We start from the raw sequence: 21643 nt of genomic DNA, 5'->3' as shown, positions 1-21643 counted from the left end.
TATTCCAGACCAGAAGGCACGTTCCCACGCGTTACTCACCCGTCCGCCGCTGACCCCGAAGGGCCCGCTCGACTTGCATGTGTTAAGCCTGCCGCCAGCGTTCGCTCTGAGCCAGGATCAAACTCTCACGTTGAAGAGAAAGATCCGGCCGATCACTATATTCTCAGACGGAGCCTCACATCGACCAAGTGCCAGACGCTTCACAGCGCCAATACACCCGTCGGTGAGCTCAGAAAGAAGAACACAAGATCAGCACAAGTCTACTCACGCCAGGCCCGAAAGCCTGGCCGCAAGGACAAACGCCGCCCGCGTCTCCCTTCCTCAATTCCAACTTGTCAAAGAACTCCTCGGTCACCCGCGGCTTGCGCCGGCAACAGATGATCCTGGCTTGCGCCCGAACCGACCCTTGCTCGACTGGAGGAACCGTGATACCGGACCGACCGTTCGGTGGTCCGCCTCAGCGGTGGAGGGCGTCTAAAGCCCGCCGATCCCCCTGTCAACCCCGCCTCTGAGCCGCCGAAGCGAACCATCCGCGGAGCCGGCCTCAACAGACAAACAGAAGACCGCCCGGCTACCCAGCCGGCCAATCCCGCTGCTTGTCAGAAGATGCCTCAGCGCCCGGTCCACTCTCGCGGCCGGCGCCGATGAACCGGGGTATAGATCCCCCAATCCGACCCGTCAACAGCCTTCTTGGCCGGGAAGTCGATTTTCTTGGACTCTGCCGACGACATGCGTGTGACGTCCGATTCGTGCGCCACCCTGCGTGCTCTCAGGCGTCGAGACTCAGGCTCATCCCGTCGTAGGCCGGCACGACACCGTCCGGCAGACGCGCTGCCAGGGCGCCGTAGTCGAGGTCGGTGTGGAGGTTGGTCAGCACCGCCCGGCGCGGCTTGACCTCGGCGATCAGCGCCAGGGCGTCCGAGACGGAGAAATGCGTCGGGTGCGGCGTGTCCCGCAGGGCGTCGATGATGAGCAGGTCGAGGCCATGGAGCCGGGCAAGGCTCGCCTCCGGGATCAGGCTGACATCGGGCATGTAGGCCGCCTGGCCTAAGCGGAAGCCGAGGGCCGCCTCGTTGCCGTGCTCCACCGGGAGCGCTTCCGCGGTGATCGGACCGCCCTCCCCCTCCAGGGTGAGAGCGCCGTCGGTGGGCAGATCGCGCAGGTCGAGAATCGGCGGATAGGCGCTCCCGGGGGGCGTTTCGAAGCAATAGGCGAAGCGGGTCGTGAGCAGGGAGCGGGTCAGGGTGTCGGCGTAGACCGGGATGCGCGCCCGCATCGTGATCACCAGCGGGCGCAGGTCGTCGATCCCGTGGGTGTGGTCGGCATGGGCGTGGGTGTAGAGCACCCCGTCGAGGCGCCGTACGTCGGCATCGATCAGCTGCTCGCGCAGATCCGGGGAGGTGTCGACGAGCAGCGTGGTCCGCCCCGTCTCCGAGATGCGCTCGACCAGGATCGAGCACCGGCGGCGGCGGTTGCGCGGATTCTCCGGATCGCAGGCGCCCCAGCCGCTGCCGACCCGCGGCACTCCGCCGGAGGAGCCGCAGCCGAGGATGCGCAGGGTCAGGCTCGCCATCCGGATCTCCCGCTCCTAACCCGTCACGCGGCGCCCGGAGGCGTTCCGGCGGCCTTGTCGAACAATCGGAAAAAATTCGCGGTGGTGATCCGGGCCAGCTCCTCCCGGGCGAGCCCCAGGGTCCCGGCCAGGGACCGGGCGGTGTCGGCCGTGTAGGCCGGCTCGTTGGTCCGCCCACGATGGGGCTCGGGGGCGAGGAACGGCGCGTCGGTCTCCACCAGGATCCGGTCGAGGGGCACGGCCCGGGCGATGTCGCGCAGGGCGTGCGAGCGCCGGAAGGTTACGATGCCGGAGAACGACACGTACAGCCCCAGCTCCACCCCGGCTTCCGCCAGCCGGGGGCCGGAGGAGAAGCAGTGCAGCACCGCCCGGAACGGCGCACGGGCCATCTCGTCGGCGAGCACCCGCTCCATGTGGTCGTCGGCGTCGCGGGCGTGGATCACCAGCGGCAGGCCGGCCTCGCGGGAGGCCGCGATATGGGCGCGCAGCACCCGCTCCTGAACCGCCTCCGGGGCGGCGTCGGGATAGTGGTAGTCGAGACCCGCCTCGCCGATCCCGACGCAGCGCGGGCTGCTCGTGGCGAGCGCCGCGATCGTCTCGGCGGGCACGTCCGGCTCCTCGGCGGCGCCGTCCGGATGGGTGCCGATCGTGTGCCAGACCTCCGGGTGGGCCTCGGCGATCGCCCGGTAGGTGTCGGCCTTGGCGACCCGGGTCGAGATCGTGAGCATGCCGGTCACCCCCGCCGCCTTGGCGCGGGCGATCACGCCGGGCAGGTCGGCGGAGAAATCCGGAAAATCGAGGTGGCAGTGGCTGTCGATGAGCATCGGGTCGTCAGGCGGCCGGAGCTTCGGGGCGCTCGAAGCGCGGGAAGATCGGCGCGGGGGCCGGGAGCGCCGTGCCGGGTTTGAGCCGGCCCCCCTCCCCCACATCGGCGAGCTGGCGCCGGTCGGCCGGCACCGCCAGCAGGTCGAGGAGTTTGGCCGCCGCCCCCGGCACGAAGGGCTGGGTCAGGATGCCGAAGACCCGCAAGCTCTCCAGCGTCGTGTAGAGCACCGCGTTCATCCGCGCCGGGTCGGACTTGCGGAGCTTCCAGGGCTCCTGCGCCGCGAAGTAGCGGTTCGCCTCGGCGACCACGGCCCAGATCTCGGCCAGGATGCCGTGCAGCGCCAGATCGCCCATCAGGGTGCGGGCCCGCGCCGGCAGGGCATCGGCCTGGGCCAGGAGCGCCGTATCGGCCGCGTCGAGGGAGCCCGGATCCGGCACCGCGCCGTCGCAGTTCTTGGCCACCATCGAGAGCGAGCGCTGGGCGAGGTTGCCGAGGTCGTTGGCGAGGTCGGCGTTGATCCGGCCGATGATCGCCTCGTGGCTGTAGCTGCCGTCGCCGCCGAACGGCACCTCGCGCAGCACGAAGTAGCGCACCGGATCGACGCCGTAGGTGTCGGCGAGCTCGAACGGGTCGAGGACGTTGCCGAGCGACTTCGACATCTTCTCGCCCTTCGAGAGCAGGAAGCCGTGGCCGAAGACACGCTTGGGCAGCGGCAGCCCGGCCGACATCAGGAAGGCCGGCCAGTACACCGCGTGGAACCGGACGATGTCCTTGCCGATGATGTGCAGATCCATCGGCCAGAATTTTTTTTGGGGGTTCTCCGTGTCGGGGAAGCCCGTCACCGTCAGGTAGTTCGTCAGCGCATCGACCCACACGTACATCACGTGGTTCGGATGCCCCGGCACCGGCACGCCCCAGTCGAAATTGGTGCGGCTGACCGAGAGGTCCTTGAGGCCGGAGCGCACGAAGCTCGCCACCTCGTTCTTCCGGGTTTCCGGCCCGATGAAGCCGGGCTGCTCCTCGTAGAGCTTCAGCAGCCTGTCCTGGTAGGCGGACAAACGAAACAGAAAATTCTCCTCCTCCATCCACACGACCGGCGTGTCGGTGGCGAGGCTGCGGCGGCTGCCGTCCTCCAGGAGGCGGGTCTCGGATTCGTCGTAATAGGCCTCGTCGCGGACCGAGTACCAGCCGGCATATTTGTCGAGGTAGATGTCGCCCTTGGCCTCCATCCGCCGCCAGATCTCCTGGGCGGCTTCGTAATGGCCGGGCTCGGTGGTGCGGATGAAGCGGTCGTAGGCGCAGTCCATCCGGTCGGCCATGGCCTGGAACCGGGCGGCCGTGCCGTCGACGTAAGCGCGCGGCGTGGTGCCGGCCCGGGTCGCGGCCTGCTGGATCTTGAGGCCGTGCTCGTCCGTCCCGGTGGAGAACAGCACGTCGTAGCCGTCGAGCCGGTGGAAGCGCGCGATCGCGTCGGCAGCGATCACCTCGTAGGCGTGGCCGATATGAGGCGCGCCGTTGGGATAGGAGATCGCGGTCGAGAGGCCAAAAGTCTTGTGGGGCTGCGCCGGGGCGTTGGACGTCACGTCTGTGGTGTTCCGGATCATCGCGAAAAGCTGCCCGCGTTGTCGCGCGGCAGCGGCCGGGACGCAACCGGTGCAAGGCCCGCCCGGCACGACCCGGATGCGGCCCCATCCGGACATGCGCGATCGTCCCCGCGCGCCTGTGGCGCCGGGGGCATGGCTGAAGAAACGAACACGCGGGACGCGGGACGCCGCGGGGACCCAGGTGTCGGCCGGATACACGCGGGATCCGATCCCCGCGGCGCCCGCGGCATCGACCGGGCATGGTCCCCGGCCGGTGCCGTCTTTCTCGTCGCGGTGTCTTTGCGACGGCCCGGTCCTGCGACGCGCCGGCAGACGGTCTCGGACGCGGTGCCAAGCACCGCCGGAACCCGCAAAGCGCTGTGGCCTTCCAGCCGTGCCCGCCTCGTAGTGGGCGGGTCCGCAGGTCACGTGGGGTCGGCCCAGAAGCGGGTCGGCGCGGGGGCATTTCCTCAGCCCCGCCGGGTGGTCCCGTTGTTTCTCACGCCCGCATCCGAGGTACGGCCCCGTACCGGTTCCGCCGCCCGGGGCGATGGCGGCTGAAAGCCACCGACGCGGGCACCGCCCCATCCGCAGACCCGACCGGTCAGCCACCGGGCAGGCCCCCGAAGGACGCCGCTGGATCACCCCAAAGGGTCACCCCAGCAGCGCCGCGGACAGGTAGCGGCTAATGAGCACAAAATAGGAACATTGTCAAGGGATGGGAGTGGTCCGGCGGAGTTTACCCCTAAGCTGCCATTCCGCTTCCGACCCCAAGCGGTAGTTCACGACCGAGGCGGCTGCACCTATAAGCGGACGTAGCAGAGCCCTGGAGGCCGCATGCTAGTCGTCCTTGGCGGACTACCCGGCACAGGTAAGACGACCCTGGGGAAGGCCCTCGCGTCCAAGCGTTCCGCTGTCTACGTCCGCGTGGACGAGATCGAGCATGCGCTGACCCGCCATGCGAAGCTTGGCCCCGATATCGGTGCGGCAGGCTACGTAGTTGCCTTTGCCGTGGCCGCATCGAACCTCAGGCTCGGCAGCCTCGTGATCGCCGACAGCGTCAATCCTGTCCCAGAGAGCCGACAGGGTTGGCGGGACGTGGCTCACGGGGAGGCTGTGCCCCTCATGAAGATCGAGATCATCTGTAGCAATGGGACGGAGCATCGACGCCGCGTCGAGGCCAGAACCGCAGACATAGCTGGGTTTAAGCTTCCCTCGTGGTCGTCAGTCACAGAACGCGACTACGTGCCGTGGACCTCGCCCAGGCTGGTGGTGGATACGGCACTTCTCACGCCGGACGAAGCGGTTGCCGCGATCGAGGCTGCGATCAACGGGTTATCCGGAAAAGCGTGCCCGACCTCCTGAGCAGGTGATCCACCTTCCACTTTGATACAGGATGAATGATCAGGCTGAACAGGAGCACGGAAGCGAACGTATGACGCGTCCAACCCTGAAAGCCTTGCTGATCGGTGCCGGAGCGGCAGTCGGCTCGTTATGCATCGGCTGCGGTATGATCATAGGCGGTCTTCACGCGCTTCCGCCTGCCAGCCAGTCGATGGCCGCCTTTATCTTCTGGCCCATCCTCATACCCATCCTCGTCGGCAGCGCTGCGCTAGGTCTGTGCCTCTCGCATCGCTCTTATCGACACGCTGCGTCCGATCGCGGGTGATCGGTTTGCCATTCCCAACAAATGCGACCGCCGGTTTTCTCTCGGGAGCGTTCGCGAACGCGGCGACGTCCGCACTCATGACTTGCCATCCAAAAGCGGATCGGCGGAAATCCACCCAGAGCCGAACATGCCAGTCTGCCGACGCATGACCCCTTTCGGGAACGCCCGGATCAGTTGCACAGGCGGCTTGGGTCGATCCCAACTCGCCCCTACCCCACCTCCGCCAGATCCTCGAACAGCGACAGCACTACCGGCCGCCGGTCGAGGTTGGAGATGGCAGCCTTCCGGGCGGCGCGGCCGAATCGCTTGGCGACCTCAACGGGGTCGCCGAGCGCGCATGCTGTGATCGCATGCGTTCTTCACGCCGCATCAATGCCTGGACGCTGCGCGGGACATCCGGTGCGGATGGTTTCGCAGCGATCCGCTCTACACCGGCAGACCCGTGGCTCGACATTCGAAAATCCGAACCCGCGACGCGAACGGCCCACCAAAAGTCTCGTCACCACGCCGAAGCTTGGTCTAAAGCAGAATCCGGATGGACGTCCGCGCGAAGGCGTCTCAACATCTGTGGGGAGCGACCTTGGCCGACGACGCCACGCTGCGGCGGCTGCTTGCGGGGATCGCCCGCGGAGAGGCGGACCAGCTGGCCGAACTCTATGATCGCACGAGCCCGAAACTCTATGGCCTGATCCTGCGTATTCAGCGGGATCGGGCCTCGGCCGAGGACGTGCTGCAGGACGTCTACATGCGCATCTGGCAGGCGGCGGGCACCTACAGGCCGGAGGCCGGGCCGCCGCTGCCCTGGCTCTGCACCATCGCCCGCAACCGCGCCATCGACAGCGTCCGGCGGGTTGTCGAGCATCAGGGGCCGGACTTGGACAATGGCGAGGATTGGGTGGCGCGGCTGATCGATCCGCATGACGGGGCGGCGGCGTTCATGGACCGGAGCGCCCTCCTGGCCTGCCTCGGCCGGCTCGATCCCCTGCACCGGGATTGCGTGGTGCTGGCCTATTGCGAGGGGCAATCGCGGGAGGACCTCGCCCGGCACTTCGACAGGCCGGTCAACACGATCAAGACTTGGCTGCACCGGTCGCTCGCCGGCCTCAAGACCTGCCTGGAGGCGGTCTCGTGAGCGGCGGCGGCGCGCCCGGCCCGGAGCCGATGCCCGATCCCGAGCTGCGGGCGGCCGAATACGCCCTCGGGACGCTCGACGCCCAGGAGCGGGCGGCCCTGGAGCGCGATGCGACCCGCGATCCCGAGACGGCCGGCCGTATCCGCGCCTGGGAGCGGCGTCTGGCGCCGCTGATGGGGGCCGTGCCGCCCGTGGCGCCGCCGCCGCGGGTCCGCGCTGCGCTGCTGCGCGCGCTGCCCGACGGGGCCGCTGGTGCCGGGGACCAACTCCGCCACCTGCGGCGCCGGTTGCGGCGCTGGCAGGTCGCCGCGGCGGGGTCCGGCCTGCTCGCCGCCGGCCTCGCGCTGTTCGTGGCGATCGGCCCATCCCGGAGCCCGGCGGGCGGGCGCTATCTGGCCGTCGTGCAGGGGGGCGGGGCGGTGCCGGCGCTGATCGTGCGGGTCGACACGCGGACCGGCCTCGCGCAGGTCAGGCCGGTCGGGGCCGATGCGCCCGCGGGGCGGAGCTTGGAACTGTGGTACGTCGGCGCCGAAGGCCCGAAGCCCCTCGGCCTCGTCGGCGGGGCCCCCAGTCAGGTGCGGCTGCCCCAGGGCACGGCCCCGGACGGGGTGATCGCCGTCTCGGTCGAGCCGCCCGGGGGCTCGCCCAGCGGCCAGCCCACGGGTCCGGTGATCTACACCGGCAAACTGATCGCCGAGTGACCGGCCGCGGCGGGCCGGTAGAGGCCCGCAGCCCTCGCGGGCCGCGGGCGTCCGCGCCTTACGGCATCAGCACGGCGTTGATGACGTGGATGACGCCGTTCGACTGCATGACGTTCGGGATGGTCACCGTGGCGGTGTTGCCCTTCACGTCGGTGATGTAGACCTTCTTGCCCTGCACGGAGACGCCGAGCGGCTCACCCTCGACGGTGGTCAGTTGGTTCTGTCCTTGGGGCTTCTTGGCCAGCGCCATCAGCTCCTTGGCGGTGTAGACGCCCGGAACCACGTGGTAGGTCAGGATCTTCGTCAGCGTCGCCTTGTTCTGCGGCTGCACGAGGTTCTCCACCGTGCCCGGCGGCAGCTTGGCGAAGGCCGCGTTGGTGGGCGCGAACACCGTGAACGGGCCCGGGCCGTTCAGCGTGTCGACGAGGCCGGCGGCCTTCACGGCGGCGACCAGGGTGGTGTGATCCTTCGAGTTGACCGCGTTCTCGACGATGGTCTTCTGGGCGTACATCGGCGCGCCGCCGACCATCGGGTTCTTGGCATAGGCCGCGCCGCTCATGCCGAGGCCGAGCGCGAGGGTCAGGGCGAGCGCCTTGGCCGTGCGGCGGCCGGTGTTCTGGGTGGGCATCGTGTGTCCTTCCGTCCGAGCCCCGATCAGCGGGGCAGCGCGCGCCCTTACGGGGCCGACGGAGGGAAAGTTTCGCGGGGCTGATGCCAACCCGCGGGATCGCGACGAACCGCCCTACCCCACTTCCGCCAGCTCCCCGAACAGCGACAGCACCACCGGCCGCCGGTCGAGGTTGTAGATGGCGGCCTCCCGGGCGGCGCGGCCGAACCGCTCGGCGACCTCCACCAGGGCCGCGAGGCGCACGGGCGGCTCGTCGCGGCGCCGGTCGAGCTCGGAGGAGACGAAGCGCAGCACCGCGTCCTGGGCGGCCTCGAACCGCGCCTCCGCGTCCCGGCCCGCCAGGGTCTCGGCGAGCTTGAGCACCCGGCCCCAATCGGGATTGCGCGCCCGCGCCAGTAGGGTCTCCACCTCGGCCACGAGGCCGGCGGTCACCGGATCGAGCATCGCCAGCGCCCGGGCGACCGAGCCCTCGCTCAACGACACCGCCCGGGCGAGCGCCGCGTCGTCCGGCTGCGCGAACGGCTCGGGCAGGGCGCGCACCACCCGGGCGACCGCCTCAGGGCTCAGCGGGCGCAGCATCAGCGCCCGGCAGCGGGAGCGGATCGTCGGGAGCAGCCGGCCGGGCTGGTGCGACAGGATCAGGAACAGCGCCCGGGGCGGCGGCTCCTCCAGCACCTTGAGCAGGGCGTTGGCGGCGTTGGCGTTCAGGTCCTCGGCGCTGTCGAGGATGCAGACCCTCCAGCCGGAATCCGCCGCCGTCGCGGCGAACAGGTCGAGCGCCCGGCGGACCATGTCGACCGAGATCTTGGTCGGCAGCGCCTTGGCGCCCGCGACCCGGTGGCGGCGCAGGGCCACGAGGTTCGGATGCGACAGGCCCGCGACCTTGCCGGTGACGGGATCGTCCGGCGCCACGTCGAGCCCGGCCGGGCCCCCGCCTCCGGGATGGGCGAGCAGGCGGCGGGCGACCCGGTAGGCCAGCGTCGCCTTGCCGATGCCGGGGGCGCCCGCAATCAGCCACGCATGGTGCAGGCGCCCGGCCGCGATCCCGGCCGCGAAAGACTCGGCGGCGGCCTCGTGGCCGACGAGCCCGAGGGTCTCGCGCGGGCGCGGGATGCCCGGCAGGTCGCCGGGCTCGACATCGTCGGCGGCGCGGTCGATGGGCTTCATGGCGCGTCCCGAAATCTCGTTCCGGCGGGCTCTAGCCCCTCCGTGCTCCCCTGGCGACCCTGCCGGCACACGGGGAGAGGCGGCGCCCGTCCCTCACGCCGCGTCGCCCCGGCTCCCCTCGGCCGGCAGCAGGTCCGGCCGGCGGGCCGCCACCACGTCGCGGATCGCGGCCTCGACCGTATCGGGGTCGCGGCCGGCCTCGATCACCGCGCAACGCTCCGGCTCCGCCCGGGCGATCGCCAGAAAAGCCTCCCGGAGCCGGATGTGGAAGTCGAGGGCCTCGGCCTCGAACCGGTCGGCCCCCTGCCCCGTCCCGGCGCCCCGCCCGGCTGCCCGGGCCAGGCCGGCCGCGGGGTCGAGGTCGAGGATCAGGGTCAGGTCCGGCCGGGTCGGGCCGACGACCACCCGCTCCAGGGCGGCGACGGTCCCCGGATCGAGGCCGCCCGCGGCGCCCTGGTAGGCCCGCGTCGAGTCGATGAACCGGTCGCACAGCACGATCTCGCCCCGGCGGAGCGCCGGGCGGATCAGCCGGTCGAGGTGGTCGAGCCGGGCGGCGCTGAACAGCAGGGCCTCCGCGAACGGACCGTAGGGCTTGGCGGCGCCGTCGAGCAGGGCCGCCCGGATCTCCTCCGCCCGGGGCGAGCCGCCGGGCTCGCGGGTCACGCACACGTCCCGGCCCGAGCGCGCCCGCAGGGTCGCGGCGAGGCGGGCGACCTGGGTCGACTTGCCGACGCCCTCCCCGCCCTCAAAGGTGATGAAGGCGCTGCGCACCTCCATGGAATCCTCAAAGCGTGGCACGATCACGGGTACGCGGTCACGACGGGTTGGCGGCCCGGTCGCCCCCCTTGTCGCTGCCCTTGTCGGCCGCCTTGCCGGCCCGGTCCAGGGCCTTGCGCACGAGGCCGGTGCCGAATTCCAGCGCCGCATCCATGGCCCGCTGCGGCAGCGTGCCGGGCTCCACCGCGGCGCCGGCATAGAGCGGCTGGTCGAGGGCCACCGTGTCGCCGCGCTGGACGCGCAGGACGCCGACCCGCTGGCCCTCCTCAACGGGGGCGACGAGCGGCCCGGTATAGATCGCCTTGGCGCTCACCCGGTCGCCGGAGCCGCGGGGCAGCAGCACCCGCACGGCCTTCTTGGTCACCAGCGGCACCGAGCCCGACTGCCCGCCGAACACGGAGGCCTCGGCGACGGTCTCGCCGGGCGTGAAGATCTGCCGCGGCTCGAACGCGCGAAACCCCCATTCCATCAGCTTGCGCGACTCGGAGGCCCGATCGCGGGCGGTCTTGAGACCCGAGACCACCAGCACCAGCCGCTGGCCGTTCTGCACCGCCGAGCCCGTCAGCGCGTATCCGGATTCCTCCAGGAAGCCGGTCTTCAGCCCGTCCGCGCCGATATCGAGGGCGAGCAAGGGGTTGCGGTTCTGCTGGCGGATCTTGTTCCAGGTGAACTCCTTCTCGGAGAAGATCTTGTAATAGTCCGGGTAGGTCTCGATGATGTGCAGCGCGAGCTTGGCCATGTCGCGCGCCGTGACCTTCTGGTCGGGCGCCGAATAGCCGGTGGCGTTGCGGAAGGTCGAGTTCGTGAGCCCAATCTCCTTGGCGCGCTGGTTCATCAGCCCGGCGAAGGCCTCCTCGGAGCCGGCCATGTTCTCCGCGATGGTGATGGCCGCGTCGTTGCCCGACTGCACGATCAGCCCGCGCAGCAGATCCGCCATCTTGATGCGGCTGTTGACCTGCGCGAACATCGACGAGCCGCCCCCCCCGGCCCCGCCGCGCTTCCACGCGTCCTCGGTGACGGTGAACTCCGTGTCCATGGACAGGCGGCCGGATTTCAGCGCCTCGAACACGATGTCGGTGGTCATCAGCTTGGCCATGCTGGCCGGGGAGAACCGCTCGTCGGCGGCCTTCTCGAACAGGACCGAGCCGGAATCGGCGTCGATCAGGATCGCGTGCGGCGCCGCGGTCTGGAAACTCTGCGCGGCGGCGCCGGCGAGGCCGGCACCGAGGGCACAGGCGGCCGCGAGAAGGGTGAGAAGGGTCCTGCGCATCGCCGTTCCGTCCCGCTCGCGTTGCCCGGCCGGCGGCAATCCGGCCGTATCCCAATAACAAGCGTGACCATATTACGGTTTCGGCGCCGGATCGAATGCGAAATGCCGCATCGGCAACCGCGGCCCCGGGGGCGGACCGGCCCGGGGGTCAGTAGATCCCGGCCATGCGGGACGGCCGTGCCTTGGCGGCGGTCTGGGTTGTCACCCCCTTGGCCGGCGCTGTCTTGGCCGGCGCAGTCTTGAGGGAGGCGACCTGAGCGGACGCCGTCTTGACGGGGCCGGCCTTGACGGTGGCGGTCTTGGCCGGGCCGGCCTGCGGCGCGGCCGCGTGCATCGACGCCGCGCGCGGGGCCGCCGCCACCTTGAACGGCATGGTCGTGGCAGCCGCACCCTTGGCCGGCGCCGCGGAGGCGAGGCGAGCCATGGCCAGCTTGGCCGGTGCCGGCATCGCCGCCGGTCCGCCCTGGGCGATCCGGGACGGCCCCGGGGCGCCGGCCCGTCCGGAGGCCGGACCCGGGTGGTGAGCGACCTCCGCCAGGGCGGCGCGGCCGGAGGGGGCGGGCTTCGCCGGGCCCCCGTGCCCGGCCGAAGGCGGGGCGAGGGCGGCCGGGTTGAGGCCCGCGACCTTCAGGTTCGCGCCCCGGGCCGCGACCGGCATCGGGCGGAACTCCCGCACCCGCGGGGCGGTGGGCTGAACCGCCGCCGGGACCGTGACGGCCGCCGAGGCCAGCATGATCGGCGCGCGGACCGGCGCGGGCCGCGGCGCGGGGGTGAGTTCCTCGCGGGCCTGCGCGGGCTCCTGCCCGGATTCTGGCAGGCGCTCCTGTGCGGGCTTGAAGGCGAGCGGCGCGGGGGCGGAGCGCTCGTAGCGCTCGGTCTCCTCCGAGGGGCCGAGATCGGCCACCATCACGGCCGAGCGTCCGGCCGGGCGGCCGTCGGTGCGCAGGCTGGCGAGCAGCTTGCGGTCGTCGCTGCCGGCGACCGAGGCCTTGCCGACATACTCGACGCGCACATGCGCGGTGCCCTGGCGGTGGAAGCCCAGGGCGCCGGCCGCCTCCTCGGAGACGTCCATCACCCGGCCGGCATGGTAGGGGCCGCGGTCGTTGACGCGCACCACCATCGAGTAGCCGTTGTCGAGGTTGGTCACCCGGGCGTAGCTCGGCAGCGGCAGGGTCGGATGGGCGGCCGCGATCGAGTGGCGGTCGAACACCTCGCCGTTGGCGGTCATGCGGCCGTGGAAGGCGGAGCCGTACCAGGAGGCGAGGCCCTCCCGCACGTAGCCCCGCGGATCCTCCTTGGGCACGTAGGTCTGGCCGGCGACCACGTAGGGCTTGCCGGTGTAGCGGCGCCCGCCGCCCTTCGGGATGACGTCGCCCTCGTTGTAGAGGCGCGGGCTCGCCTTGACCCCGTATTTCGGATCGATGCCGTTGCCGCTGGCGAGCTTCTGCTGGGGCTGGGTGGCACAATTGGCCGTGGCCAGGGCCACGCCCGAGACGGCCAGGAGCCGCAGGGCGAGGCGCGCAGGCCGGGGAAGCGTCGTGCGCACCATCGTGGGGATCACCAAACTCTACGCGTGACCGGGGTCCGGCGGCGGACCGGATCCGGCCGTGCGAAGGGGCACCGGCCGGGTCCACCCACACTTGTATCGGTTGCGTAAAGGAAGCCTGAACGCTGCTGGCGGCCAGGGTTCAGGGGCCGGGCGCGGCAGTGAAGGGCGGTTCGCGGGTTGTCTCAACCAAAACGGATAAGCGTTTCCGCGATAACGGAAAATACTCTGTTTGAAACGCGCATCCGTTCCCGCACGTCCCTCCCCCTCTGCGACCGACGATGTTCACGCATCGTAGGCCGACACGCTCTCTCCTCCCCCTTGTCGGAAGGAGTTGGCGGTGGGGGTGGTGCAGGATCGTGCGCAACGGTGCCGTCTGCACCACCCCCACCCCCTGTCCCTTCCCCGCCAGGGGAAGGCGCCCTTTTTTCAAAGCCCTGGTGCCCAACCGAGACGTATGAGTCCCGTAGCCTCTGCGGGGGAGGGCGAGATGCGGATGCGATCGCGGCCTTGCCGCGGAGCCCTCCCGGCCCTCAGCAGCCCTCAGCGGCCCTGCGTCTCGGTCAGCTGCGCGATCGAGCGGGCGCCGCGCTGCTTGAACAGCAGGTCCAGCCCCTCCAGCATCAGGGCGTGCATCTTGGTCCGCTCGGCGAAGGCGAGGTCGCGGAGCTGGTCGTAGACCGGCGGCTCCAGATAGACCGACATCTGCCGGGCGCGCTGCTTGAGCGTGGCCGCCGGCTTCGGCGCCGGGGGCGCCAGGGTCAGCGGGACGATCTCGGCGCCCTGCGGCCGGGGCGCCGGAGCGGATCGGGCGAGGGGCTTCACCTGCGGGCTCGCCGAGGCGACGATCGCCGCGAGGCTGAGCTTAGGCGGCTTGGACATGCTGGCCCGTCCTCAGGGACTGCGTGCGGCGCTCGATCCAGGACCAGAGGCGGCGGACTTCCCCGGCGGCCTGACCCTTGGGGTTGAACTCGGTGACGCCCTGGCCGAGGCCGATCGCGTCCTGGTGGTCGGTGCGGGCCACGATGTTCACGTCGGGCAGGATGCCGAGCACGGCGAGCCCGTCCGAGGCGTCGCGGACCCGGTAGGAGCGCGGCGGCGTCTGGTTCAGCACGAAGGCGAACTTCTTCTCCAGCCGGTAGACGGCGGCGAGCGTCGGCTTGAACGCCCGCAGGTCCGCGGGGGTCGGCCGGCACGGGATGATGCAGAGATCGGCCGCGCGAATCGCCGAGAGCGTGCCGGTGGAATCGACGCCGGGCGTATCGATGAACACGTAGTCGTAGGCGGATTCCCGCAGGCGCTCCATCACGGCGTCGATCTGCGTGGCGTCGATCTGCGCCACCTCCGGACCATCGACGGTCCGGTGGTCGAGCCAGTCGGAGATCGTCGCCTGACGGTCCATCTCCAGGATGCAGACCGAGTGGCCCGCCTCCCGGGCGGCCACCGCCAGGGAGATGCACAGCGTGCTCTTGCCGCTGCCGCCCTTCTGCGTGACGAAGGTGATCGCTTTCATCCTGGGCGTCCTCCAGAAGGCCCCGCGCATCCGTCCGGGCGTCCGCGACTCGCGGTCGCTGCGCCGAGGGGGGCAACCTCAGGTGACTGATTCGCGCCATTCTGCGAGTCTGGGACCCGAGGAAGCCCCAACGCACGGTGCGGCCGACATGGTTAACAGGTCGTTAAGGCCATCCTTGGCCGCCCTGTGCGGGCCAGTTCGGGAGCCCTGAGAATAACCTAAACTTCAGGTTAAGATTTTCGGCCTGAAATGGGTTAACAGACTTCCCTCGGTCGCGGTGATCCTCTAGCCTGCGGGCAGTCGAAATGGGAGCTTGCCGAGGTTGAAAACCTCAAGTTTGAAGCCGTCGGATGCCCGCGCAAGGAATGGCATGGCCCAAGCTCCGATCCCGCAATCCGTCCTCGATGCGTCCGGCGTGGTCGGCACATGGGTCCACGATTACTGGGCCGGGCAGCTCGCGCTCTCGGCCTCCTTCGCGGACCTGCTGGGCCTCGATCCGGAGGCCGCGGCGAGTGGCGTCTCCCTCGAAACCTTCCTCGATCGCACGCATCCCGAGGATCGCGTCCGGATCGAGAGCTACCTGCATGCGGCCGCGGCAATCGGCGGCTCCGTGGAGGCGGAATTCCGGACCCGCGACACCCGCGCGGGCATCCGCACATTGCTGATGCACGGCCGGATCGAGCGCGATCCGGACGGCCGGGCCATGCAGGGGCGCGGCATCGCCATCGACCGGACGGAGGAGCAGGCGGCCAACCTCGTGCAGAGCGAGCGTGTGGTGAACCGGATGGCGGAGCATGTCATCGCCCTGCGCGAACTCGCCCGCGCCCTGCACCGGCCGGGGCTCACCGACCGGATCGAGCACCTGATGATCGAGATCGGCTTCGAGCTCGCCCGCTTCCTGCCCGAGCCCGAGGAGGAATCGCGGCATTAGAGCCGCGTTTCCAAAGGGCTTGACCGTTCGAAATCCTGAATTGATCCGTGGGCACCGAGTCGGCTTCCGATTGATCGCGCGGCCGCCGGCAAGCTACTGTCCCGGCAACACTTTGCCGGGGAGGACGGGATGGCCCGCGACACGATCTACGACCGCGACCTCGACCGCGGGCCGGCCAATTACCAGCCCCTGACCCCCCTGCTCTACCTCGACCGGGCCGCGCGGGTGTTCCCCAACCACGTCGCGGTGATCCACGGCGCCCTGCGGCGGCCCTACCGGGAGCTCTACGCCCGGGCCCGCCGCCTCGCTTCGGCTCTGGCGGCCCGGGGGATCGGCCGCGGCGACACGGTGGCGGCCCTGCTGGCCAACACCCCCGAGATGATCGAGTGCCACTACGGCGTGCCGATGACCGGGGCCGTGCTCAACACCCTCAACACGCGCCTCGACGCCGCCGCGATCCGCTTCTGCCTGGAGCACGGCGAGGCCCAGGTGCTGATCACCGACCGGGAGTTCTCCCGCACCGCCGCCGCGGCACTCGAGGGATTGGCGACCAAGCCGTTCGTGATCGATGTCGACGACCCGGTCTATGACGGCCCCGGCGACCGGCTCGGCGCGACCGATTACGAGACGTTCCTCGCCGGCGGCGACCCGGAGCACGACTGGCCCCTGCCCGAGGACGAGTGGGACGCGATCACGCTGAACTACACCTCGGGCACCACGGGCGACCCGAAGGGCGTGGTCTACCACCACCGCGGCGCGGCTTTGCTGGCGCTCGGCAACGTGGTCACGGGCGGGCTCGGGCAGCACCCGGTCTATCTGTGGACCCTGCCGATGTTCCACTGCAACGGCTGGTGCTTCCCCTGGACCCTGTCGATCGTGGCCGGCACCCATGTCTGCCTGCGGCAGGTGCGGGCCGACGCGATGTACCGGCTGATGGCCGAGCACGGGGTCACGCATCTCTGCGGCGCGCCGATCGTGATGCAGATGCTGATCAACGCCTCCGATGCCGAGCGCCGGGAGCTGAGCCGGCGCGTCGCCTTCTTCACGGCGGCCGCCCCGCCCCCCGAGGCGGTGCTCGCCGGCATGTCGGAGGCCGGGTTCGACGTGACCCACCTCTACGGGCTGACCGAGAGCTACGGCCCGGCGGTGGTGAACGCGTGGCACGCCGACTGGGACGCACTGGCGGCCGACCAGCGGGCGGCCAAGAAGGCCCGCCAGGGCGTGCGCTATCCGGTGCTGGAGGCCCTCGACGTGCGCGATCCCGACACGCTGGAGCCGGTGCCCGCCGACGGGCGCACGATCGGCGAGGTGATGATGCGCGGCAACGTGGTGATGCGCGGCTACCTCAAGAACCCGTCTGCCACGCAGGCGGCCTTCAAGGGCGGCTGGTTCCGCACCGGCGACCTCGGGGTGAAGCACCCGGACGGCTACGTGCAGCTCAAGGACCGCTCGAAGGACATCATCATCTCAGGGGGCGAGAACATCTCGTCGATCGAGGTCGAGGATGCCCTGTTCAAGCACCCGGCGGTGGCGGGCGCCGCCGTGGTGGCCAAGCCCGACGCCAAGTGGGGTGAGACGCCCTGCGCCTTCGTGGAGCTGAAGCCGGGCGCCTCGCCCAGCGCCGACGAGCTGATCCAATGGTGCCGGGGCCGCCTCGCCTCCTACAAGCTGCCGCGCCACGTGGTGTTCGGCGAGCTGCCGAAAACCTCAACCGGCAAGGTGCAGAAGTTCATCCTGCGCGAGCGGGCCCGTCAGGACGAGGCTTGATCCGACGCGCGGGTAAGGTCCCGGTTTCGAAAGGGCGAGCCCTTTCGCGGGTCCAGGGCGGAGCCCTGGTGCCGAACGGTGTCCGGTGTCGGGCTGCGCCCTGACACCCACCCAAAGGCTGCCGAGCCCTCTGGAAACCCCTAGACCTGCGGCGGATCCCGGCGGTCGGTGCGCACGGGAACCCGCACGGCTCGCAGATCGGCCGCGATCTGGGCGAAGAACGCCTGGAACGACACGAGGCTGAACACGGCGATGGAGGCGACCAGGACGGCGGAGACCAGGGTCTTGGCGGTTGCGGGATCCACGGTGGAAGTCCTTGATAAGTCGCGCCCAAAAAGAGCCGGGCGCGGGCCGGCGAGCACGGCGTCGGTACCACCCGAAGGTGGGCGTCCCGACGCCGCAGCGCCAGCGCCGCCGAGGTCGTGTCTGGCATGCGCCTGGGTTCGGGCTGGTTAAGGCTGGTACAACCGGCCCGTGTGCAGCTTTCTGCGGTGGCCGAGCGTTGCGTTTCCCGCAATAAGCGCCCGCGCGGAGCAGGGTGCATCCGGGAGAGACGGCATGGCCGGCAACGGCATCGCGAACGGCGCCCTCGCAGCGCTGCTCGCCGTTCAGGTATCGGCCGTGGCCCCGGGAGCCGCCCGCGCACAGGGGACGGTGCCGACCGAGGTGCCGGTGCCGCGCGCGACACAGGGGCCGGCCCAGGGGACGGTCTCTTCGCCCCCCGGCCCGGCTCGGGCCGGGCCGGTGACCCGGGCGGGTTATTTCTACATCGGCGGCCGCTACCAGAAGCTCGGCGACAAGACCGTGATGGTCGGCCAGATGTTCGTGCAGTCGCGGACCCCGGCCCGGGTCACGCAGCCCTACCCCGTGGTGATGGTGCACGGGCTCGCCCAGACGGGCGTGAATTACCTCGCCACCGCGGACGGGCGCCCGGGCTGGGTGCAGCGCTTCGTCGAGAAGGGGTTTCAGGTCTACGTGGTCGATCAGGTCGGGCGCGGGCGCTCGGGCACCAACCCCGAGGTCTACGGCCCCTATGACCGCCTCGGGACCCGCAGCCTGGAGCGGACCTACACGGCCCCGGAGGTCTACGACCTCTACCCGCAGGCCAAGCTCCACACCCGCTGGCCGGAGGGGCCCGGCGTGCAGGGCAACGCCGCCTTCGACCAGTTCTTCGCCAGCCAGGTGCCGTTCCTGGCCAACAGCCAGCAGACTGAGGAATGGGTCGACCCCGCTTTGGTCGCGCTCCTCGAGAAGATCGGGCCGGCGATCCTGCTCACCCACGGCCAGGCGGCCCTGTTCGGCTGGGCGGCCTCGGATGCCCGGCCCGACCTCGTGAAGGCGCATGTGGCGGTCGAGCCGAGCGGGCCGCCGTTCTTCGATGTGCAGTTCCGCGGCGGCAAGGATTTCTGGGAGAAGAACGGCGACGGGCGCGCCCGCGCCTACGGGCTGACCCGCATGCCGCTGACCTTCGCGCCGCCCGTCAAGGCGCCCGAGGATCTGGTGGTGGTGCAGGAGGCCAAGGGGACCGAGGCCAAGGGGTCGGACGCCAAGGGGTCGGACGCCAAGGGGGCTGATGCGAAGGGGGCGGATGCCAAAGCGGATGGGCGCATCCGCTGCTGGCTCCAGGGCGAGCCCGCCCGGACCCTGCCGAACCTCGCCAAGGTTCCGACCGTGCTGGTGACCGCGGAGGCCTCGTTCCACGCGACCTACGATGCCTGCACGGCCGCCTTCCTGACCCAGGCCGGCGCCAAGCCCGACGTGATCCAGCTCGCCGACCGGGGCCTGCGCGGCAACGGCCACATGATGATGCTGGAGACCAACAGCGACGCCGTGGCGGACGTGCTGGCCGACTGGCTCGCGGGGCGGGTGAAGTAGGCGGCGGGCCTCCCCTCCTATCCTGCGATGTCCACAGCGCGATCAGAGACCTGGCTATCAGGCTGATCCGGGTCGAGGGCCGCCGCGCCCTCCCTCCCCCCTCTGCGGGGGAGGGAGACCCGCGCCCGCGCGTCAGACCGATCCGGCGACGATCCGCCTCTCCGCAGGCTCACCACCCAGGCGTGTCGCCGCGGCAACAGCTGTCGCCAGACGCGCGAGGATGGCTTGCGGCCAAGCATGGCCGCGCGTACTCCGGGCATAAGAAAACACAATCCAAACAGTAGTTTAGCACAATTCTAAACAGCCCGACAGCAACGCTGGGACCCTGCCCGGCGAACGCGGTCGGCTGCCCGTTCCGCCCGACACGGCCAGGTTCCATGCGCGTTGCTTACCCCCATCCAAAGACCCGCGGCGGCGCCCTGAGCGCCCTCACCCTGCGCGCCCTCACCCTGCGCGCCCTCCTGGCCGGCGCCTCGCTCGCCGTCCTGGCCCAGGCCGCGAGCCCGGCGCTCGCGCAGGACGCGACACCGCCGCGCCGCGGGGCGGGCAACAACCCCCCGGCCGGGGGCAGCGTCCAGCTCGAGGAGCTGAGCGTCGAGAGCCAAGGCGCCGGCCCTGTGGTGGCCCGGGCCGGCGCGGGCGCGCGGGCGGTGGAGAGCCCGACCGGCCCGATCGACGGCTTCGTGGCGAAGCGCTCGGCCACCGCCACCAAGACCAACACGCCGCTGATCGAGACGCCGCAATCGATCACCGTGGTCGGCCGCCAGCAGCTCGACACCCAGAACGCCCAGACCCTGACCCAGGCGACCCAGTACGTCGCCGGCACCTATGCGGGCACCTTCGGCGCCGACACGCGCCTCGACTTCTTCCAGCTGCGCGGCTTCGTGGTCAGCGATTACGGCCTCTACCTCAACGGCCTGCAGCTCCTGAATTACGGCTTCGCCTACAGCCGGGTGGACACGTTCGGGCTGGAGCGGATCGAGGTGCTGCGCGGCCCCTCGGCGGTGCTGTTCGGCGCCGGCAATCCCGGCGGCCTGATCAACCAGATCAGCAAGCGCCCGACCGAGAACCCGTTCGGCTACATCGAGGTCGGCGGCGGCTCGTTCGACCAGCGCTACGCTGCCTTCGACGTCGGCGGCCCGGCCGACCGGGAGGGGCACTGGTTCACCCGGCTCACCGGCTATGCCCGCAACGGCGGCACGCAGGTCCAGGGCGCGCCGGACGACAGCTACTACATCGCCCCGGCCTTCACCTATAAGCCGGACGGATCGACCAAGTTCACGGTGCTGTCGAGCTTCCAGCACGACAACACGGCGGTGACGGCGAACTTCCTGCCCTATTACGGCACGGTGCGGCCGACCGTGCTCGGCCTGCGCATCCCGCGCTCGCTCAACGTGGGCGATGCCGGCTTCAACACCTACCAGCGCGACCAGGCCTTCATCGGCTACGAGTTCGAGCACGTCTTCGACGACACCTGGGCGGTGCGCCAGAACGCCCGCTACGCCTACACGCAGAGCTACCAGAACTCGTATATCGGCCAGCTCGGCTACAGCGACCCGCTGCAGACCCAGCTCGGCCGCTACCTGTTCCGGGACAACGCCAAGATCGCGCAGCTCGACGTCGACACCCAGGCCGAGGCCAAGTTCTCGGACGGCTTCTTCCGCCACGACTTCCTGATGGGCGTGGAGTACCGGAACTTCCAGATCCACGACAACCAGGCCTCGGGCTTCCCGGGCCCCGACCTCAACATCCTCGCGCCGTCTTACGGCCCGCAGGCGGTCTCGGCCTCGCCCTACCTGATCAACGCCGACTCGTTCCAGCAGGTCGGCCTCTACTTCCAGGACCAGATCAAGCTCACCCCGGAGCTGACCCTGATCCTCGGCGGCCGGCAGGATTTCGTCCAGAACACCGTCTACGACCGCCTGACGCCGTCGAACACCAACGGTCGCAACGACAGCGCCTTCACCTATCGCGCGGCGGCGATCTACAATTTCGACTTCGGCCTCGCGCCCTACATCATGTACGCGACCTCGTTCCAGCCCGAGATCGGCGTGGACATCAACAACCGGGCCTTCAAGCCCGATACGGGCGATCAAGTCGAGGGCGGCGTGAAGTTCGAGCCGCCCGGCCAGGGCTATTTCCTGACGCTGGCGGGCTTCGACATCCACCGCAACAACGTGCTCACCCCCAACCCGGTGAACACGATCTTCCAGACGCAGGTCGGCGAGGTGCGCTCCACCGGCTTCGAGGCGCAGCTGGTGGCCAACATTGCCGACGGGCTCAACCTCGTGGCCGCCTTCACCAAGTTCGACTTCAGCACCATTCGGGACGCCGATCCGGCGCGGGTCGGCAAGACGCCGGTCAACATCCCGCAGACGCTCGCCTCGCTGTTTGCCGACTACACCATCCCGGTCGGGCCGTGGCGCGGCTTCGGCTTCGGCGGCGGCGTGCGCTATGTCGGCAGCTCGTTCGCGGACGTGGCCAACACCCTGCGGGTGCCCGACTACGTGCTGTTCGACGCGCAGGTGCACTACGATGTCGAGAACTGGCGCTTCCAGGTGAACGCCTCGAATATCGGCGACCGGCGCTACGTCGCCTCCTGCCAGTCGAACGTGTCGTGCTTCTACGGCGACGCCCGGCGGGTGCTGGCGAAGGTCAGCTACAAGTGGTGAGTTCGCGGTCGGA

The 21643-nt window shown here is 70.3% G+C and carries 18 protein-coding genes and 1 rRNA gene; 7 read left to right on the top strand and 12 right to left on the bottom strand.

The features are described 5' to 3' along the window. From BLQ49_RS23470 to metG, 4 genes are all read right to left on the bottom strand, one after another. A 16S ribosomal RNA gene (locus tag BLQ49_RS23470) occupies positions 1 to 133 on the bottom strand; the annotation flags it as partial. A gap of 636 nt (positions 134 to 769) precedes the next feature. Then, positions 770 to 1573 (bottom strand): MBL fold metallo-hydrolase, encoded by an 804-nt coding sequence (locus BLQ49_RS23465; RefSeq protein WP_091720444.1) that lies wholly within the window; start codon positions 1571 to 1573, stop codon positions 770 to 772. 23 nt (positions 1574 to 1596) lie between these two features. After that, positions 1597 to 2397 (bottom strand): TatD family hydrolase, encoded by an 801-nt coding sequence (locus BLQ49_RS23460; protein WP_091720441.1) that lies wholly within the window; start codon positions 2395 to 2397, stop codon positions 1597 to 1599. Positions 2398 to 2404: 7 nt separating this feature from the next. Then, positions 2405 to 3982 carry a methionine--tRNA ligase gene (gene metG / locus BLQ49_RS23455; RefSeq protein ID WP_091720482.1) on the bottom strand — a complete coding sequence of 526 codons (1578 nt, stop codon included), beginning with the start codon at positions 3980 to 3982 and terminating at the stop codon, positions 2405 to 2407. A gap of 837 nt (positions 3983 to 4819) precedes the next feature. On the opposite strand from metG, the gene BLQ49_RS23445 reads away from it, so the two are divergent. The 3 genes from BLQ49_RS23445 to BLQ49_RS23435 all read left to right on the top strand — a co-directional run bounded on the left by BLQ49_RS23445 (position 4820) and on the right by BLQ49_RS23435 (position 7484). Continuing rightward, positions 4820 to 5347: a P-loop nucleotide/nucleoside kinase family protein gene (locus BLQ49_RS23445; RefSeq protein WP_091720438.1), complete on the top strand. Its 528-nt coding sequence runs from the start codon at positions 4820 to 4822 to the stop codon at positions 5345 to 5347. An 884-nt stretch (positions 5348 to 6231) separates the two neighbouring features. Further along, on the top strand, positions 6232 to 6783 hold the full coding sequence (locus tag BLQ49_RS23440; RefSeq protein ID WP_091720436.1) for a sigma-70 family RNA polymerase sigma factor: 552 nt from the start codon (positions 6232 to 6234) through the stop codon (positions 6781 to 6783). A gap of 29 nt (positions 6784 to 6812) precedes the next feature. Further along, positions 6813 to 7484, top strand: coding sequence for an anti-sigma factor (locus tag BLQ49_RS23435; RefSeq protein ID WP_091720479.1), 672 nt, complete (start codon positions 6813 to 6815; stop codon positions 7482 to 7484). Between the two features lie 58 nt (positions 7485 to 7542). On the opposite strand, the gene BLQ49_RS23430 is transcribed toward BLQ49_RS23435, so the two are convergent. The 7 genes from BLQ49_RS23430 to BLQ49_RS23400 all read right to left on the bottom strand — a co-directional run bounded on the left by BLQ49_RS23430 (position 7543) and on the right by BLQ49_RS23400 (position 14385). Then, a complete protein-coding gene (locus BLQ49_RS23430) occupies positions 7543 to 8112 on the bottom strand; it encodes a fasciclin domain-containing protein (protein ID WP_091720433.1) in 570 nt (189 codons plus the stop codon). 114 nt (positions 8113 to 8226) lie between these two features. Beyond that, positions 8227 to 9279 (bottom strand): DNA polymerase III subunit delta', encoded by a 1053-nt coding sequence (locus tag BLQ49_RS23425; RefSeq protein WP_091720431.1) that lies wholly within the window; start codon positions 9277 to 9279, stop codon positions 8227 to 8229. Between the two features lie 93 nt (positions 9280 to 9372). Continuing rightward, positions 9373 to 10056 carry a dTMP kinase gene (tmk, locus tag BLQ49_RS23420; protein WP_091720428.1) on the bottom strand — a complete coding sequence of 228 codons (684 nt, stop codon included), beginning with the start codon at positions 10054 to 10056 and terminating at the stop codon, positions 9373 to 9375. 37 nt (positions 10057 to 10093) lie between these two features. Beyond that, positions 10094 to 11326 (bottom strand): D-alanyl-D-alanine carboxypeptidase family protein, encoded by a 1233-nt coding sequence (locus tag BLQ49_RS23415; protein WP_091720426.1) that lies wholly within the window; start codon positions 11324 to 11326, stop codon positions 10094 to 10096. Between the two features lie 148 nt (positions 11327 to 11474). Further along, on the bottom strand, positions 11475 to 12875 hold the full coding sequence (locus BLQ49_RS23410) for a septal ring lytic transglycosylase RlpA family protein (protein ID WP_091720475.1): 1401 nt from the start codon (positions 12873 to 12875) through the stop codon (positions 11475 to 11477). 540 nt (positions 12876 to 13415) lie between these two features. After that, positions 13416 to 13754, bottom strand: coding sequence for a ribbon-helix-helix domain-containing protein (locus BLQ49_RS23405; RefSeq protein WP_091720423.1), 339 nt, complete (start codon positions 13752 to 13754; stop codon positions 13416 to 13418). Then, a complete protein-coding gene (locus BLQ49_RS23400; RefSeq protein WP_091720421.1) occupies positions 13738 to 14385 on the bottom strand; it encodes a ParA family protein in 648 nt (215 codons plus the stop codon). The genes BLQ49_RS23405 and BLQ49_RS23400 overlap by 17 nt, the downstream gene beginning before the upstream one ends. A gap of 370 nt (positions 14386 to 14755) precedes the next feature. On the opposite strand from BLQ49_RS23400, the gene BLQ49_RS23395 reads away from it, so the two are divergent. Further along, positions 14756 to 15316 carry a PAS domain-containing protein gene (locus BLQ49_RS23395; RefSeq protein ID WP_091720418.1) on the top strand — a complete coding sequence of 187 codons (561 nt, stop codon included), beginning with the start codon at positions 14756 to 14758 and terminating at the stop codon, positions 15314 to 15316. Between the two features lie 129 nt (positions 15317 to 15445). After that, complete coding sequence (locus BLQ49_RS23390; RefSeq protein ID WP_091720415.1) at positions 15446 to 17083, top strand: acyl-CoA synthetase; 1638 nt, start codon at positions 15446 to 15448, stop codon at positions 17081 to 17083. A gap of 140 nt (positions 17084 to 17223) precedes the next feature. Here the strand turns inward: BLQ49_RS23390 and BLQ49_RS29845 are convergent, their stop codons facing one another. Then, a complete protein-coding gene (locus BLQ49_RS29845) occupies positions 17224 to 17388 on the bottom strand; it encodes a hypothetical protein (protein WP_167627768.1) in 165 nt (54 codons plus the stop codon). 253 nt (positions 17389 to 17641) lie between these two features. On the opposite strand from BLQ49_RS29845, the gene BLQ49_RS23385 reads away from it, so the two are divergent. Both BLQ49_RS23385 and BLQ49_RS23380 read left to right on the top strand, forming a co-directional pair. Beyond that, entirely contained in the window at positions 17642 to 18958 is a 1317-nt protein-coding gene (locus BLQ49_RS23385) for an alpha/beta hydrolase (protein ID WP_208859105.1), read from the top strand. A 377-nt stretch (positions 18959 to 19335) separates the two neighbouring features. Next, positions 19336 to 21630, top strand: coding sequence for a TonB-dependent siderophore receptor (locus BLQ49_RS23380; protein WP_091720412.1), 2295 nt, complete (start codon positions 19336 to 19338; stop codon positions 21628 to 21630). Positions 21631 to 21643 lie beyond the last annotated feature (13 nt).

The organism is Methylobacterium phyllostachyos (assembly GCF_900103445.1).
GTDB classification, from domain to species: Bacteria; Pseudomonadota; Alphaproteobacteria; order Rhizobiales; family Beijerinckiaceae; genus Methylobacterium; species Methylobacterium phyllostachyos.
This window is presented reverse-complemented; position numbering and strand designations above follow the sequence as displayed.

Excerpts from the sequence above, each read along its gene's own strand:
- BLQ49_RS23435 (WP_091720479.1), top strand. The coding sequence starts at position 6,813 with ATGCCCGATCCCGAGCTGCGGGCGGCCGAATACGCCCTCGGGACGCTC.
- BLQ49_RS23445 (WP_091720438.1), top strand. The coding sequence starts at position 4,820 with ATGCTAGTCGTCCTTGGCGGACTACCCGGCACAGGTAAGACGACCCTG.
- BLQ49_RS23380 (WP_091720412.1), top strand. The coding sequence starts at position 19,336 with ATGCGCGTTGCTTACCCCCATCCAAAGACCCGCGGCGGCGCCCTGAGC.
- BLQ49_RS23395 (WP_091720418.1), top strand. The coding sequence starts at position 14,756 with ATGGCCCAAGCTCCGATCCCGCAATCCGTCCTCGATGCGTCCGGCGTG.
- BLQ49_RS23400 (WP_091720421.1), bottom strand. The coding sequence starts at position 14,385 with ATGAAAGCGATCACCTTCGTCACGCAGAAGGGCGGCAGCGGCAAGAGC.
- BLQ49_RS23425 (WP_091720431.1), bottom strand. The coding sequence starts at position 9,279 with ATGAAGCCCATCGACCGCGCCGCCGACGATGTCGAGCCCGGCGACCTG.
- tmk (WP_091720428.1), bottom strand. The coding sequence starts at position 10,056 with ATGGAGGTGCGCAGCGCCTTCATCACCTTTGAGGGCGGGGAGGGCGTC.
- BLQ49_RS23385 (WP_208859105.1), top strand. The coding sequence starts at position 17,642 with ATGGCCGGCAACGGCATCGCGAACGGCGCCCTCGCAGCGCTGCTCGCC.
- BLQ49_RS23390 (WP_091720415.1), top strand. The coding sequence starts at position 15,446 with ATGGCCCGCGACACGATCTACGACCGCGACCTCGACCGCGGGCCGGCC.
- BLQ49_RS23460 (WP_091720441.1), bottom strand. The coding sequence starts at position 2,397 with ATGCTCATCGACAGCCACTGCCACCTCGATTTTCCGGATTTCTCCGCC.
- BLQ49_RS23410 (WP_091720475.1), bottom strand. The coding sequence starts at position 12,875 with ATGGTGCGCACGACGCTTCCCCGGCCTGCGCGCCTCGCCCTGCGGCTC.
- BLQ49_RS23405 (WP_091720423.1), bottom strand. The coding sequence starts at position 13,754 with ATGTCCAAGCCGCCTAAGCTCAGCCTCGCGGCGATCGTCGCCTCGGCG.
- BLQ49_RS23415 (WP_091720426.1), bottom strand. The coding sequence starts at position 11,326 with ATGCGCAGGACCCTTCTCACCCTTCTCGCGGCCGCCTGTGCCCTCGGT.
- BLQ49_RS23430 (WP_091720433.1), bottom strand. The coding sequence starts at position 8,112 with ATGCCCACCCAGAACACCGGCCGCCGCACGGCCAAGGCGCTCGCCCTG.
- BLQ49_RS23465 (WP_091720444.1), bottom strand. The coding sequence starts at position 1,573 with ATGGCGAGCCTGACCCTGCGCATCCTCGGCTGCGGCTCCTCCGGCGGA.